The organism is Pseudomonas sp. BF-RE-22, from assembly GCF_019956155.1.
GTDB lineage: Bacteria > Pseudomonadota > Gammaproteobacteria > Pseudomonadales > Pseudomonadaceae > Aquipseudomonas > Aquipseudomonas migulae.
This window is the reverse complement of the sequence record NZ_JAHBDD010000013.1, coordinates 39,406-53,995: the sequence shown is the minus strand read 5'-3', so window position 1 is coordinate 53,995 and position 14,590 is coordinate 39,406. Positions and strand designations below refer to the sequence as shown.

General features: G+C 59.6%; 8 protein-coding genes. All 8 read right to left on the bottom strand.

Annotated features, from left to right (window positions below):
* Window positions 1–100: 100 nt before the first annotated feature.
* Complete coding sequence (locus tag KGA82_RS09600; RefSeq protein ID WP_008035597.1) at window positions 101–847, bottom strand: SDR family oxidoreductase; 747 nt, start codon at window positions 845–847, stop codon at window positions 101–103.
* 113 nt (window positions 848–960) lie between these two features.
* Complete coding sequence (locus tag KGA82_RS09595) at window positions 961–3,069, bottom strand: putative bifunctional diguanylate cyclase/phosphodiesterase (RefSeq protein ID WP_223450230.1); 2,109 nt, start codon at window positions 3,067–3,069, stop codon at window positions 961–963.
* A 319-nt stretch (window positions 3,070–3,388) separates the two neighbouring features.
* Window positions 3,389–4,864, bottom strand: a complete 1,476-nt coding sequence (locus KGA82_RS09590; protein WP_008036281.1) for an efflux transporter outer membrane subunit — start codon at window positions 4,862–4,864, stop codon at window positions 3,389–3,391.
* The gene (locus KGA82_RS09585) at window positions 4,861–7,968 is read right to left on the bottom strand and encodes an efflux RND transporter permease subunit (protein ID WP_223450229.1); all 3,108 of its coding nucleotides are present in this window, start codon (window positions 7,966–7,968) and stop codon (window positions 4,861–4,863) included. The genes KGA82_RS09590 and KGA82_RS09585 overlap by 4 nt, the downstream gene beginning before the upstream one ends.
* Window positions 7,965–11,069 (bottom strand): MdtB/MuxB family multidrug efflux RND transporter permease subunit, encoded by a 3,105-nt coding sequence (locus tag KGA82_RS09580; protein ID WP_223450228.1) that lies wholly within the window; start codon window positions 11,067–11,069, stop codon window positions 7,965–7,967. Before KGA82_RS09580 ends, KGA82_RS09585 begins: the two co-directional genes overlap by 4 nt.
* Entirely contained in the window at window positions 11,066–12,382 is a 1,317-nt protein-coding gene (locus tag KGA82_RS09575; RefSeq protein ID WP_223450227.1) for an MdtA/MuxA family multidrug efflux RND transporter periplasmic adaptor subunit, read from the bottom strand. The genes KGA82_RS09580 and KGA82_RS09575 overlap by 4 nt, the downstream gene beginning before the upstream one ends.
* 178 nt (window positions 12,383–12,560) lie before the next feature.
* On the bottom strand, window positions 12,561–13,061 hold the full coding sequence (gene tpx, locus KGA82_RS09570; protein WP_008030203.1) for a thiol peroxidase: 501 nt from the start codon (window positions 13,059–13,061) through the stop codon (window positions 12,561–12,563).
* A 503-nt stretch (window positions 13,062–13,564) separates the two neighbouring features.
* Window positions 13,565–14,560, bottom strand: coding sequence for a hypothetical protein (locus KGA82_RS09565; RefSeq protein ID WP_223450226.1), 996 nt, complete (start codon window positions 14,558–14,560; stop codon window positions 13,565–13,567).
* Between the last annotated feature and the right edge of the window lie 30 nt (window positions 14,561–14,590).

The following is a 14,590-nucleotide window of genomic DNA, read 5'->3' as shown; positions in this document are numbered from 1 at the left end:
CGCCTTCGCGAGCAGGCTCGCTCCTACAGTTGACCGTGTTCCACTGTGGGAGCGAGCCTGCTCGCGATGAGACCAGAACAGGCACCACAACACTTGAGGGCTAGCGCCCGCCACCAAGATCAACAAACGTCCCCGTCGCATACGACGCCTTATCCGACAACAACCACACAATCGCTTCCGCCACTTCATCCGGCCGGCCACCGCGTGCCATCGGTATTGCCGATTCCAGTTTGCTGACCCGGTCCGGATCGCCGCTCAGTGCATGGAAATCGGTGTAGATGTAACCGGGGCGCACGGCGTTGACGCGGATGCCTTCGCCGGCCACTTCCTTGGACAGGCCGACGGTGAAGGTGTCGAGTGCGCCTTTGGAGGACGCGTAGTCGACGTATTCGTTGGGGGCGCCCAAGCGTGCGGCCACCGAGGAAACGTTGACGATGCTGCCACCCTGGCCGCCATGTTTGGGCGACATGCGCAGGATCGCGTGTTTGGCGCAGAGGATTGGCGCCAGGACGTTGGTTTTGAGAATTTTGAGGATGCGGAATTCGGACATTTCGTCGACCCGGGACTTGTGCCCCACGGTGCCGGCGTTGTTGACCAGTGCGGTGACCCGGCCCAGCTCGGTGTCGACCCGGTGAAACAAGGCGATCACTTCGTCTTCGATGCTGACATCGGCACGGACCGCGATGGCTTGGGCACCGAGGGCGCGGACTTGCTCGAGCACACGGTGCGCAGCTTCTTCGTCGGATTGATAGTTGATGCAGATCCGATAGCCCTGTTCGGCGGCCAACAAGGCTGTGGCGGCACCGATGCCGCGGCTGCCGCCGGTGATGACGATGACTTTGTCCATGCGAGCTTTCCCCGTTCAAGCGTAAGCAGTCGGGGGCAAGAATAACCGTCATCGGCGTTTTTTGCATGGGGTGTGTGGAGACTGGACGGGCCCCATCGCCGGCAAGCCGGCTCCTACAAGGGCTGTAACTCGGCGGTAAGCGGTAACGCGGCCGCACGCTCCGCTCGAAGGATGTCGACCATGAAGCGCTCCGCTGGCAGCGGGTGCCCCAGCAGGTAACCCTGCAACGAATCACAGCCCAACTGGGTCAGGAAATCCTGCTGAACGTCGGTTTCCACCCCTTCGGCGACAATCCGCAAACCCAGTGCCTGGCCCAGCGCGACGATGGCGGAAACGATCGCGGCGTCGTCGCTGTCGCGTTCCAGGTCGCGAACAAAACCACGGTCAATCTTCAATTCGTTGGCCGGCAAGCGCTTGAGGTACATCAAGCTTGAATAGCCGGTGCCAAAATCATCGATGGACAGGTCGACGCCCATCTCCGAGAGCTCGTTAAGCACCGTCATGCTCGCATCAGCGTCGCTCATGGCGGTGGTTTCGGTGATTTCCAGGGTCAGGCTGTTAGCGGGCAAATGGTGCGTGGCCAGGGCTTTGGCGACACTCTGAACCAGGCCGGCATGGCAGAACTGCAGGGCCGAGAGGTTCACCGCGATGCGCCAGTCGGTGTAGCCGAGCACGTACCACTCGCGCATCTGGCGGCAGGCTTCGTTGAGCACCCAGTCGCCAATCGGGATGATCAGCCCGGTCTTCTCCGCCAGCTCGATGAATTTGTCCGGCAGCAGCATGCCCTGAGTCGGGTGCACCCAACGCAACAGCGCTTCTGCGCCGACCGGCCGGCCATTGCTGGCGTCGAATTTGGGCTGGTAATAGAGGCTGAATTGTTGCTGGTCCACGGCATTACGCAGGTCTTGCAGCAATTGCAGTTGTTTACGCGCGTTGCTGTTCATCGAGGCGTCGAAGAAGCTGTAGCCGTTTTTGCCCGCGCCCTTGGCGTGATACATCGCCGCATCGGCATTCATCAGCAGCTCTTCGGCCGTATGGCCGTTGCCCGGATAGAGGGCGATGCCGACACTGGCTGAAATCTGCAAATCATGTTCGGCGACGCGGAACGAGCGCGCGATCATTCCGACCTGACGGGCCGCCAGGTTCAGGGCGTCATGTTCGTCGCGCAGTTGCACCAGCAAGACAAATTCGTCACCGCCGATCCGCGCCAGGGTGTCCTGGCTGCGCAGATCCTCGCGCAAGCGCAAGCCGACTTCCCGCAGCAGCAGATCGCCCATGTGATGGCCGAACGCATCATTGACTGGTTTGAAACCGTCCAGATCGATGAACATCAACGCAAAACAACCGCCCTGCTCCTGCACCCTCGACATGGCCTGGCCGATGCGGTCGGCCAGCAATATCCGATTCGGCAAACCGGTCAGGGTGTCGTGCAGCGCCAGTTGGGTGAGTTCACGATTGGCTTCGGTCAGCGAGCGGGCCAGGTCGGCGGTACGTGCCTCCAGACGCGCATCCAGAATCGAGGTGAGCAAGGCGATGCTCAACACCGCCAGCGTGGTGATCAAGACCAGGCTGTCCAGGCCCTTGCCGCTTAAACCGTTGACCGCCGCGCCACAAAAACTGCCGTCCGGAAACTGCGCCGCAGCCATGGCGGTGTAATGCATGCCGACGATGGCGATGCCCATGATCACCGCCGCGCCGCCGCGAATCAGCCGGACGTAAGGCGTGTGCTTGCGCAGGCGGAAGGCGATCCATAACGCCGCGCCCGAGGCGCCAACGGCTATCAGCAGCGATGCGCTGAACAGCGTCGGGTCGTAATCGATGCCCGGCTGCATGCTCATGGCGGCCATGCCGGTGTAGTGCATGGCGCTGATGCCGGCACCCATCACCAGTGCGCCGAACGCCAGTTGCCAGGCCGGTAATTGTGGCTGGCTGACCAGCCACAGGGCGAAGCCGCTGGACAGGAACGCGGTCAGCAGCGACAGCGACGTCAGCGTGACATCGTAGCCAAGGTCAATCGGCAATTTGAACGCGAGCATGCCGATGAAATGCATCGACCACACACCAATGCCCATCGCAAAAGCCCCGCCCGCCGTCCACAAATGCACGGCCCGACCTTTGGCGGTGGCAATGCGCCCGGTCATGTCGAGTGCGGTATAGGAGGCGAGAATCGCTACGAAGAGCGAAATGATAACCAGCGTGGGTGAATAGCTACCGATGAGCATTGGATTTCTCGCGACTACCCCGCCGTACTGCTTCCGTTCTCGGGGGGCAAATCGGGCGATTGTACTGATTGCACAAAAGAACGCACTGAGAAAATTAGCAAAGGGCCATCAAGCCGATGAAACGCTTGTTTGATCACCCGCAATACCTCTGAAACGTTACTCCCGAGCCCCAACTCCCCCGCTCTCCTGTAGGAGCTGTCGAGTGAAACGAGGCGGCGATTCTTTCAGGCAATGAAGATCTGGAGCAAGATCAAAAATCGCCGCCTCGTTTCACTCGACAGCTCCTACAGGGATACGGGGGAATTCGGTAATTCGGGGGTCAGTTGTTGAGTTCGAGCTGGCCGTCCCATCCGCCGCCCAGCGCCGCAATCAATTGCACGCTGGCGATCAGCCGGCTCTGCAACAAGTCCAGCATATTGCGTTCATTGTTCAGCGCCGTGGCCTGCACCACGACCACATCCAGATAAGCAATCAACCCGGCCTTGTACTGGTTCTGGGTCAGGCGCAGGGATTCACGCGCCGCGTCCAGAGCCTGTTGACGCACGGCGGATTCGTCTTCGAGGACCTTGAGCTGAACCAGGTAATTTTCCACCTCACGGAAACCGTCGAGCACGGTCTGGCGGTATTTGGCCACAGTTTCGTCATAGGCCGCTTCGCTGCGGTCGACTTCCGCCGAACGCTGGCCGCCGTCGAACAGGGTCATTGCCAGTTGCGGGCCGACCGACCAGAAGCGGTTCGGCACACTGATCCAGTTCGAAGAGGTGCTGCTGCTGTAACCGCCGTTCAAACTCAACGTCAGGTCCGGGTAATAAGCGGCCTTGGCCACGCCGATGTTGGCGTTGGCGGCCATCACCGAGCGTTCGGCGGAGGCGATGTCCGGGCGACGTTCGAGCAATTGCGAAGGCAGGTTCAGCGGCACGTCGGGCAGCAGCGGGATGTCCGTGGTTTCTGCGAGGCTGAACTCAGCGGGCGCCAGTCCGATCAGCACAGCGATGGCGTTCTCGAACTGGGCGCGCTGCCAGATCAGATCGACCAACTCGGCCTCGGTGCTCTTGAGCTGAGTGGTGGCCTGTGCCACCGCGTCCTTGCCGGAAACGCCGGCGCGGTATTGGTTTTCGGTCATTTTCAGCGAGCGCTGATAGGCCTCGACCGTCGCTTGCAGCAGGCGCCTTTGCTCATCGATCACGCGCAATTGCAGGTAGTTCTGCACCAATTCCGACTGCTGGCTCAACCGCATCGCCGCCAGATCGGCAAAACTTGCCTCGGCGTTGGCGGTGTCGGCCTCAAGGCCTCGGCGCAATTTACCCCAGACATCGGCCTCCCAACTGACCCCGGCCTGGGCCGTGTAGGTGTTGCGAATACCGCTGGAGGAACTGCTCAGGCTCGAACTGCTGCTGCCGGTGCCCTGGCTGGAACGGTTTTTCCCAACGGTCAGGTCCACCGTCGGGAAGAAAGCGCCGCGAGCACTGCGCACCAGGGCCTGGGCCTGACGGTACTGGGCTTCGGACTGGGCGACGGTCTGGTTGGCGCTGTTGAGTTTGTCGATCAGGCCGTTGAGCTGTTGATCGCCATACAGCTCCCACCAGGCGCCGCGGGCCAGGGAATCGCTCGGGTTGGCCTGACGCCAACCGGCCGCTTCCTTGTACTGCACCGGCGCGGCGGCCGTCGGGCGCTGGTAATCCGGGCCGATGGCGCAGGCACTGAGCAGCGCCACGCACAGCGACAGGCTCAACAAACGCGAGCCTCTGGCCGTGATCAGCGGTGCAGACAGGTTGATAAGCGAACGGTCAGTCATAGCGGAGTTTCCAGAGCAGCATCAGTACGCACCCCACGCCATTTATTGAAACGATGGCGCAGTTTGTCGAGATAGAGGTAAACCACCGGGGTGGTGTAAAGGGTCAGCACCTGACTGAAGATCAGCCCGCCGATGATGGTCAGGCCCAGCGGCTGGCGCATTTCCGCACCTTCGGCACGGCTCAGCAGCAGCGGCAACGCCCCGAGGATCGCGGCCAGCGTGGTCATCAGGATCGGACGCAGACGTTGCAGACACGCGCTGCGAATCGACTCCAGCGGTTCCAGGCCCTTTTGCCGCTCCAGTTGCAGCGCGAGGTCGATCATCAGAATGGCGTTCTTCTTCACCACCCCGATCAGCAAAAACAGGCCGAGCAACGAGATCAGGCTGAACTCGCCGCCCAATGCATAGATCGACAACAACGCGCCGACCCCGGCCGACGGCAAGGTCGAAAGAATGGTCAGCGGATGAATGTAGCTTTCATACAGCACGCCCAGCACCAGATACACCGCCACCAGCGCGCCAAGAATCATCCACGGCTGGCTCTTTTGCGTGGCGGCAAAGGCATCGGCTGTACCGGCCATTTTCACGATGACGTCTTCCGGCATACCGAGCTTGGCAATCGCCCGTTCGATGGCCGCACTGCCCTGCTCCACGGTCACGCCTTCGGCCATGTCGAAGGAAATGCTTTCGGAAGCGAACTGGCCTTCGTGGCTGACGCGGTCATCTTCCAGGCTGTTTTCGTAATGGGCGATGGTCGATAGCGGAATCCGCGCGCCGTCGGCGGTGATCACCTGGACCTGCTTGAGGGTGATCGGGTCCTGGGCGTACTTCGGATTGACCTCCATCACCACCTGATACTGGTTAAGGCTGTCGTAGATCGTCGAAATCTGCCGCTGGCTGTAGGCGTTGTTCAACACGGCGGTGACCATGTCCATATCGACGCCCAGACGCTTGGCCTGATCGCGGTCGACGATCAAGGTCACTTGCTGCGCGCCGCGCCCTTCACGGGCATCAATCGCGGTCAGCTCCGGCAACGCCTTGAGCGCGGTGACGACTTTCGGGTACCACTGGCGCAATTCGCCTAGGTCGGCGCTTTGCAGGATGTAGGAATACTGCGAACTGGTCTGTTCACGACCACCGCCAAACTGCAGGTCCTGATCCGCCATCAGCATCAACTGTGCGCCGGGAACCTTGGGCATTTCCTTGCGCAGGCGTTCGATGACCTTTTGCGCGGACAAAGCCCGTTCCTTGATCGGCTTCAGACGCACCAGCATGAAGGCGTTGTTGGTGCCGTTAGTGCCACCGATGAAGCCGGCGACGCTTTCCACTGCCTCATCCTTCAACACGGCACGGCGGAAGATTTCCATTTTCGGCTGCATGACGCTGAACGACAGACCATCGTCGCCGCGCACGAAACCGATCAGTTGGCCGGTGTCTTGCTGAGGCAAAAATGTTTTAGGAACAACCACATACAGCGCAATATTAACGCCAACTGTCACGATCAGACTGAGCAACGTCAGACGACGGTGACGCAGCACCCAGTCAAGGCTGGTGGCGTATTTGCCGACCATCCATTCGTTGGCGCGCTGGCTCCAGCGCTGCAAACGGTTTTCCTGACCCGGCGTATGTGGCTTGAGCCAACGGGCACACAGCATCGGTGTCAGCGTCAACGAGACCACCAGCGACACCACGATGGACGCCGCCAGCGTGATGGAAAACTCACGGAACAGGCTTTCGATGATCCCGCCCATAAACAGGATCGAGAGGAACACCGCCACCAGCGACACGTTCATCGACAGCAGCGTAAAACCGACTTCCTGTGCCCCGAGGTAAGCGGCCTTCATCGGCGGCACGCCTTCGTCGATGTGCCGGGAAATGTTCTCCAGCACCACAATGGCGTCGTCCACCACCAGCCCGGTGGCCAAAATCAATGCCATCAGCGACAGGTTGTTCAGCGAGAACCCGTAGAGGTACATCACTGCGAAAGTGCCGACCAGCGACACCGGCACCGCGAGGGTCGGAATCAGCGAGGCGCGGAAGTTACCGAGGAACAGGAACACCACCAGAATCACCAGCGCCACGGCAATCAGCAGGGTCATTTCCGCTTCATGCAGGGTCGCCTTGATCACCGGCGAGCGGTCCATGGCCAGGTTCAGTTTGACACTGGCAGGCAGCACGGCTTGCAGTGCCGGGAGCTGTGCCTTGATCTCGTTGACCGTCTCGATGATGTTGGCGCCGGCCTGGCGGTTGATCACCAGCAGCACCGCCGCGTCGTCGTTGAAGAAACCGCTGTTGTAGCGGTCTTCGACGCCGTCGCTGACCTTCGCCACATCCTTCAGGCGCAGCGCCGCGCCGCCGTTGTAGTGGATGATCAGCGACTCGTAGTCCTTGGCCTTTTCCAGTTGATCGTTGGCCTGAACCTGCCACAAGCGCTGGCCGTCTTCGACCGAGCCCTTGGGCCGGCGCACGTTGGCATTGGCGATGGTGTTGCGCACATCGTCCAGCGCCACGCCGTACTGGTTGAGCGCCTGCGGTTCGAGTTCAATACGCACCGCCGGTAAAGAGCTGCCGCCGATTTGTACTTCGCCCACGCCCTGCACCTGGGACAGGCTCTGGGACAGGATCGTCGAGGCCAAATCGTAAAGCTGACCCTTTTCCAAAACGTCCGAAGTCAGCGACAGCACCATGATCGGTGCCTGGGACGGGTTGACCTTCTTGTAGGTCGGCATGCTGCGCATCCCGCTCGGCAACAGGTTGCGCGAGGCGTTGATTGCCGCTTGCACTTCCCGCGCCGCGCCGTTGATGTCGCGGTCGAGGTCAAACTGCAAAATGACCCGGGTCGAGCCCTGGCTGGATCGGCTGCTCATGGTGTTGACCCCGGCAATGGCGCCGAAGGAACGTTCGAGCGGCGTGGCCACGGTCGAGGCCATTACCTCCGGGCTCGCGCCGGGCAGACTGGCCTGGACCACGATCACCGGGAAGTCCATTTGCGGCAACGGCGACACCGGCAGCAGGCCGAAGCTCACCCCGCCCAGCAGCATGATCGCCAGGCTCAGCAACATGGTGGCGACCGGGCGCTTGATGAAAGGTCCGGAGAGGTTCATGGCTGCTCGACCACTTCCACGGACTCGGACGTGCGGCCCCAACGACGACCGAGGCGGTCGAAGTACAGGTAGATAACAGGCGTGGTGAACAGCGTCAGCACCTGACTCACCAACAAACCACCGACCATCACCAGACCCAACGGCTGACGTAATTCAGCGCCGGAACCGGTGGCGAGCATCAACGGCACCGCGCCGAACAACGCCGCGAGCGTGGTCATCAGAATCGGCCGGAACCGCAACAGCGCGGCTTGATAGATCGCCGTTTCCGGGTCCATGCCCTGATTGCGCTCGGCGTCGAGGGCGAAGTCGATCATCATGATCGCGTTCTTCTTCACGATGCCGATCAGCAGGATGATGCCGATGATCGCGATCATCCCCAGGTCATTGCCACTCAACAGCAACGCCAGCAAGGCGCCGACCGCCGCCGAGGGCAAGGTCGAGAGGATGGTGATCGGGTGGATGTAGCTCTCGTAGAGCACGCCGAGCACGATGTACATGGTCACCACCGCCGCCAGAATCAGCAGCAAGGTGCTCGACAGCGAAGCCTGGAACGCCTCGGCCGCGCCCTGGAACTGGGTCTGCACGCCAATCGGCATGCCGATGTCCTTTTGCACTTGCTCGATGATTTGCACCGCATGCCCCAGCGCCACGCCGGGTGCGAGGTTGAACGACATCATCACCGCCGGGAACTGGCCGATGTGGGTGATCGCCAGTTGCGCCTGACGCTCTTCGATGTGCGCCAGGCTGGACAGGCGCACTTGCCCGCCATCGGTGGTCTTGACGTGAATCTGGTTCAGCGCATCCGGGCCGATTTTCTCGCCGGACTGCGACTGCAGGACCACGCGATACTGGCTGGCCTGGGTGTAAATGGTCGAAATCTGCCGTTGGCCGAAGGCGTCGTACAGCGCGTCGGTAATGTTCGACACCGATACGCCGATCCGCGAGGCGGCATCGCGGTCGATCACCAGGTAAACCTGCAAGCCTTTGTCCTGAAGGTCACTGGCGACGTCGGTCAGTTCCGGCCGTTGGGCCAGAGCCTCGACCAATCGACTGCTCCACAGGCTGAGCAGCTCGGAATCCGGCGACGACATGCTGAACTGGTACTGCGTGCGGCTGACCCGGTCCTCGATGGTCAGGTCTTGCACCGGCTGCATGAACAGACGGATACCGACCAGTTTGTCGAGTTCCGGTTGCAGGCGGGCAATCACCTCGGTGGCGCTCAAGTCGCGATTGCTGTGTGATTTGAGGTTGATCAGCAGGCGACCGCTGTTCAGCGTCGAGTTATCGCCATCGACGCCAATATAGGACGACAGGCTCTCTACGGCAGGATCCGCCAGAATCACTTTCGCCAGTTCCTGCTGCCGCTCGCTCATCGCCGCAAAGGAAATTGACTGCGGCGCCTCGGAAATCCCCTGAATCACCCCGGTGTCCTGCACCGGGAAGAAGCCCTTCGGTACCACCATGTAAAGGAACACGGTCAGCGCCAAAGTGCCGATGGCCACCAGCAACGTCAGCGGTTGATGCTTGAGAACCCACTTTAACTTGCGCCCGTAAGCCGCGATCATCCAATCGATTGCTTCGCCGCTGGCCCGGTAGAAACGGCCCTGCTCTTCTTCCTTGGGTTCGCGCTTGAGCAACCGCGCGCACATCATCGGTGTCAGGGTCAACGACACGACCAGGGAAATCAGGATCGCCACCGCCAGGGTGATGGCAAATTCGCGGAACAAGCGCCCTACCACGTCGGCCATGAACAGCAGCGGAATCAGTACCGCGATCAGCGACAGCGTCAGGGAAATCAGGGTAAAGCCAATCTGCTTGGCGCCCTTGAGCGCCGCGTTCAACGGGCTGTCGCCCTCTTCGATGAACCGGGAAATGTTCTCCAGCATGACGATCGCATCGTCCACCACGAAACCGGTGGCGATGGTCAGCGCCATCAGCGTCAGGTTGTTCACCGAGAAACCGGCGAGGTACATCACGCCGAAGGTGCCGATCAGCGACAGCGGCACGGCCACCGATGGAATGATCGTGGCGCTGGCCCGACGCAGGAACAGGAACGTAACCATCACCACCAGCGCGATGGCGATCAGCAGCTCGTGTTGCACGTCGGTGACCGATGCGCGGATGGTCTGGGTGCGGTCGGTCAGTACGGTGACCTCAAGACCGGCCGGCAGGTTGTCGGTGATGCTCGGCAGCAAGGCCTTGATCCGGTCGACCACCTCGATGACGTTGGCCCCCGGCTGACGCTGAATATTCAGCAATACCGCCTGATTTTCATTGGCCCATGCCGCTAGGCGCTCGTTCTCTGCGCCATCGACGATTTCCGCCACGTCCTTGAGCCGCAACGGCGCGCCGTTGGTGTAGGCCAGGATCAGGTTGGCGTAATCCTTGGGCGAGGTCAGTTGATCGTTTGCATCGAGCATCGAGACCCGGGTCGGGCCGTCGAAGTTGCCCTTGGGCTGGTTGACGTTGGAGGCACCGATCAAGGTGCGCACGTCCGACAGGTTCAGGCCGTTGGCCGCAAGGGCCTCGGGGTTGACCTTGATCCGCACCGCCTGACGCTGGCCGCCGGCAATGCTGACCATGCCGACGCCGCTGATCTGGGCGATTTTCTGCGCCATGCGCGTATCGACCAGGTCATTGAGCTTGGGCAACAGCATGGTTTTGGAGGTGATCGCCAGGGTCAGCACCGGGGTGTCCGCCGGGTTGACCTTGTTGTACACCGGTGGTGCCGGCAGGTCCTTGGGCAGCAGATTGGTCGCGGCGTTGATCGCGGCTTGCACCTGCTGCTCGGCGACGTCCATGTTGATGTCGAGGCTGAACCGCAGGGTCAATACCGAAGCGCCGCCGGAGCTGGTCGAGGCCATTTGCGTGAGCCCCGGCATCTGCCCGAACTGGCGTTCGAGCGGCGCGGTGACGGCACTGGTCATGACGTCCGGGCTGGCGCCGGGATAGAGGGTCATCACGCGAATGGTCGGGTAATCGACCTGCGGTAACGCCGATACCGGCAACAGCCGATAGGCGATCACGCCGGCCAGAATAATGGCCAGCATGCTCAGGGTCGTGGCGACCGGGCGAAGGATGAACAGCCGCGAGATGTTCATGCGCCGCCCTTTTTCGCCTTGTCGGTGGTCGCCGGCTCAGTCGCGTCGGCCGCCGATTTGCCTTGCAGGTGCCCGGTCGGGGTGGTCGGCACATCCTTGGTGTCGTTGACCACTTCCACTTCGCTGCCTTCCTTCAGGCGGTCGGTGCCTTCCAGGACGACACGATCGCCGGCAACCAGGCCTTCGGTAATCACGGTGTTGTCACCGTCGCTGGCGCCGACTTTCAACTGGCGGATCGTGACTTTCTTGTCGCCATCCATCGCATAGACGAAGGTGCCGTTGGTGCCGAATTGAATCGCTGCCGACGGCGCGAGTACCACGCCTTTGAGGGTGTCGGCCAACAGGTGGACGTTGACGAACTGATTGGGGAACAGCGCCTGATCACGGTTTTCGTAGCGCGCCTTGAATTTCAGGGTGCCGGTGGTGACGTCGATCTGGTTGTCGAGGCTCTGCAATACACCGGTGGCCTGTATTTGGGTGTCGCCACGGTTCCACGCTTCGGCGGGCAACTTGGCGCCGCTGCGATAGCGGGCCAGCACCACGTCGAGGCTGTTTTCCGGCAAGGTGAACGCCACGCTGATCGGTTGGGTCTGGGTGATGATCGCCAGCGCCGTGGTGTCGTTGGCCGCCACCAGGTTGCCGACGTCGAGCTGACGCAGGCCCACACGGCCGGCTATCGGCGCACGGATTTTGGTGAATTCGAGATTGAGCTTGGCGTCGTTGACCGCCGCCTGATTGGTCTTGACCGTGCCTTGATATTGGCCGACCAGCGCTTCGGCGGTGTCCAGGGTCTGCTTGGCGATGCTGTCTTCGCGATACAGGTTGCGATAACGCTCGACATCGACCTGCGCGTTTTTCAGTTGCGCCTGATTCTGCAACAAGGTGCCTTCGGCCTGTAGCAAGGCGTTCTGGTAAGGGCGCGGATCGATTTCCGCCAGCAAGTCACCGGCCTTGACCATCTGCCCTTCTTCGAACGATACCTTGATCAGCTCGCCGCCCACCCGGCTGCGCACATTAATGGTGTTCAGCGCCGTTACGGTGCCCAACGCCTTGTAATACAGCGGGAAGTCACCCTTGACCGCCGGCGCCACACGCACAGGAACCGGCCCGGTCGCCCCACCGAAACCCGGACGCATGCCACCCGAACGGCCAGTGTGCCCGGCCACGGCTTTTTGTCCGTTGCCTTCTTTTGGCGCAGCACTGCCAGGCCAGAATTTCCAGCACAGGCCGGCGATGACCAACAGGACAAGCAGGCCGAACAGCCAGCGACGAGGACTACGGGGAGCAGAGGATTGCATTGAATGATCAACCATTGGGCGCGTGGGCTTTTTCTACGGGAGGCTGAACGATAAGCACTGGCGGGGATTTAGCAAAGCGCCTTTACCGGCAATTTACCTTCGGCTTACGTAACAGGAGATTTATCTAAGACACTGAAGCACAAATGAAAACGGCCTGGACAGGGCCAGGCCGTTAACAATTGTAAAAGCTGAGTTATTTCAGAACAGCGAGTGCCGCTTCGTAGTTCGGTTCTTCAGCGATTTCCTTGACCAGCTCGCTGTGCAGCACGTTGTCGTTCTCGTCCAGTACCACAACAGCACGGGCGGTCAGGCCTTTGAGTGGGCCATCGGCAATCGCAACGCCGTAGTTCTCGATGAACTCGGCACCACGCAGGGTCGACAGGTTCTGCACGTTTTCCAGACCTTCGGCGCCGCAGAAACGGGCCTGGGCGAACGGCAGGTCAGCGGATATGCACAGCACGACGGTGTTGGCGACATCGTTGGCCTGGGCGTTGAACTTGCGCACCGACGTGGCGCAGGTCGGGGTGTCGACGCTTGGGAAGATGTTCAGCACTTTGCGCTTGCCGGCGAAGCTCGCCAGGGTCACGTCGGACAGATTGCCGGCAACCAGGGAAAAGGCTGGCGCCTTGGAACCGGCTTGTGGCAATTGGCCGTTGACTTGAACCGGGTTGCCTTTGAGAGTGACTTGAGCCATGAACGGAGTCCTTCTGAACGTTGATGTGGAAAATTCGACGAGGCAGAAGTTAACCATGAAATGGGGGTGAGGGCCTATGGGGGATACAAATTGTGAAGTGTCGTGGCAGAAAGTGAGTAAACCCTTTGGCAGGCGGTAACAACCTTGCGGGAATCAGACTTGGGCCACGATGGACCGACCTTGCGGAACAAATTGACTGTACTTACGTTCGTGGCGTGTATGGGTTTCCATTCGAAAAATCAAAGCAAACTGCGCTGCCGTGACTTACGCTTGTCGTATCCCATTACCCAAAATCCCAGCGAACGCGCCAGATTTTTCAGGTTAATCTTGTCATGTGACTTGAGCTGCTCTAATGGCCGAAAAAGTAGAGAAAACAGCTTGCGAGAGCAGAGATCCAAAACTGCAATCTCCTAACAAGAAGTAAAGAGAGGCAAATAAATCGCCTCTCTTTACCCACAGAACTGCCGGGTATTTTTTTTGACTAGCAACTACACCCTTTTAACCTATTCATATCTTTCCACGTTAACCAGACCACCAGAATGACTGCCACCAGAAAACCTAAAATACAAAGGAATAGCTCCCATAGGCGCATCCTTCTTCAACCTGATATATCTTTCAGGCCTGCCTGGCCCACCAATTTCCTCATAACTAAATCTGCCAACAGAAATAGACTTCCGCGGCACGTCAGATACTTCTTCACCCTGCTCAGGCAACACGTCGAACCATTCGCTACGACCATAGAAACTACCTATTGTATTCCCCCCCTCGGAATCAAAAGGATGAATAGATATTTTATGCAACTCATGCACTTTCATCATTATCGGCAGAAATGGTCCGTGATCGACTCCACCAGATCCAAACGTGGCCCATGGCTCATACACTTCCAGAATCAACCTGACAGAGCCCCCTGTATATCCAACAGTCATACTCTCCTCCCCAAAACTTATGGGCTCCCCCATCGCAGCCAGAGTATCGCTATTGCCAGGGCCTATATATGTATACCTATACACTCTATTTTCAGGAAAATGAGCCACTCCAACTACCTTATCCAGTCTCATTTGAATTAAAGAGCTAGAATTAGAGGGCACAAATAAATGACCATATTCCGATGCAGACTTTTGCAACCCGTTTGGAAGGGTAACGCTCCAGCGATTAATTGAGCTTTCAACGATAACCGACAAGACTACGTATTCATTGCTGTCAGCTTGAGAAAGAACGAGGCAGGCGTTGTCGACAGCACGTTCTGCCGTCAGATAAAACTCCACAAAATCATCTGATGTTCCTTCGTTCCGCTCATTCTTTACTTCCAGCGTTAAAGACGTCGTACTGCCCGAACCTGCAGGACCGCCCTCGCCCCGCCACAACGCACTACCTTTACCAGCAAGCCTTAACGTATGGACTTGCCCAGTACAAAGTTTAAGTTGTGGATTTTCGACATCCATTTCCTTTCCATCAAACTGGATGGAGTCGAACACATCTTTAAGATTCCGAACATTCATAGCCATCACCTCACATTTTCAATATTGTCT